The 1762-nt window shown below is 71.6% G+C and carries 2 protein-coding genes; one reads left to right on the forward strand and one right to left on the reverse strand.

All coding sequences use genetic code 11. The features are described from left to right. Positions 1–703 (forward strand): SDR family NAD(P)-dependent oxidoreductase (locus ACWDX9_RS62940; RefSeq protein WP_449973391.1); only part of this gene is annotated, 703 nt, incomplete at its 5' end. Between the two features lie 499 nt (positions 704–1202). Here the strand turns inward: ACWDX9_RS62940 and ACWDX9_RS62945 are convergent. After that, on the reverse strand, positions 1203–1762 hold a 560-nt coding region (locus ACWDX9_RS62945), incomplete at its 5' end, for a phospholipase A2 (RefSeq protein ID WP_449973392.1).

Raw genomic sequence — 1762 nt, forward strand, 5'->3', positions numbered from 1 at the left:
ACCTGCACTGGCCGGGGACCATGCCCGACTTGGCGTTCTTGGGCTGCACGCCGTATCGCAGCACGGCAGCAACGAGGCGGCCGCCAAGGAGACGGTCGCGGCCATCGAGGCGGCCGGAGGGCAGGCGTTCGCCGTACGGGCCGAGCTGGGCGTGCCGGGCGACGCCGAAGCGCTGTGGGCCGGTTTCGACGCCCACGCCGACGGCCTGGACATCCTGGTCAACAACGCGGGCATCCTCGGCGACCAGGGCGAGATCGACGGCGTGACCAGGGACGGCTTCGAGCGGCTGTTCGCGGTCAACACGACCGCGCCGTTCTTCATCACCCGGCTCGCCCTGCCGCGGCTGCGGGACGGCGGCCGGATCATCACCATCGGCACGATGCTGACGCGAGGCGCGGCCATGCCGCGGGCGATCGGCTACGCCATGTCCAAGGCCGCGCTCGACGTGCTGACCACCGCGCTGGCCAAGCAGCTCGGGCCGCGCGGCATCACGGTCAACACCGTGGCGCCCGGCGTCATCGACACCGACATGCACCAGGGCCGCCTGGTCGGCGAGGCCCTGGCCTGGCTGTCGTCGCAGTCGCCGCTGGGCCGGCTGGGCACGCCGCAGGACGTCGCCGACGCGGTGGCCTTCCTGGCCGGCGACGACAGCCGTTACATGACCGGACACCGCCTGGACGTCTCGGGCGGAACGACCATGTGACCCGCGGCGATGAGTTCAGTGCCGTCGGCCGGTCTACCTGTGTGCCCCCATGCCGCACACGCGTCCGGAGGTTCCGATGACCGACCAGCCGCCCGTCGAGGTCACCAATCTCGACCGCTACGACCACGACGTGCCGCCGTGGGACCGCGCCCACGCCGTGCTCAGCAGTGCATCGACCTGAACCTCGAGGGCACCGCGCACCGGGTCACCGACGCCACCATGGCCGAGCGCGTGGCCGCCCTGTATGCCGAGCTCGGCCGGCCCGCGACCGCCGAGGGCGACGCGATCACGGCGCCGTTTCAGCGCGCCAAGCGCGGGCCCGGCGCCGCGGCACCTCTATCGCTTCTCGATGCGCGTCGCGTTCGGCGTCGCCACCGCCGAACCGCACGGAGCCACCCGCTGGCGGTTCGCCTGAGCGCTTGCCGCGGCGACCGGGTTCGGGCCGGACGGCGGGCGATGCCGCGGTCCGGCCCGAGAAGGGGTTCAGCGGGCGCCGTTCTCAGGGCCTGCCGAAGCCCAGGACCGCCGCGTAGTAGACGGCCGCGATCTTCCTGCAGGCGCCCCGCACCAGGAAGAAGTAGCCGCCGCACACCTTGTCCTTCAGGGTGATGTAGAACCGGGTGTCCACGTCGAGCTTCCGCCAGACGGTGCGGTCGAGGTAGTACTTGTACTTCATCCTCTGGTTGGTCATCAGACCGTACCCGTAGTCGTGGGAGTCGCAGGCCGGCCGGAAGTCGAACCCGGCAGGGCGGTCCGCTCCCGGCTTCGTGCAGTGGTCGTGAACGATGCCCCTGACCTTGAAGCCGCTGGCGGTCCGCTTCCAGTCGGGCTTCTTCCAGCTGCCGCCGTGGTAGGCCCAGGCCGAGCAGCCCGACTTCGTGTACCACATCCAGGTCTTGGCCGTGTCGCACTTCTTCGGGTAGGACTGCGGGGGATCCACACCGTCCGGCAGGAAGTCGCCGGCCGGCGGCTCGGTGGCGTTCGGGTCGTCGAGCCCGGCCGCACCCTCGGTCGGCCCGCCGTTGGCCGGCATGTCGGTGCCGGTGGCGACCACCTGGG

The sequence above is a fragment of the Nonomuraea sp. NPDC003201 genome (assembly GCF_053590415.1).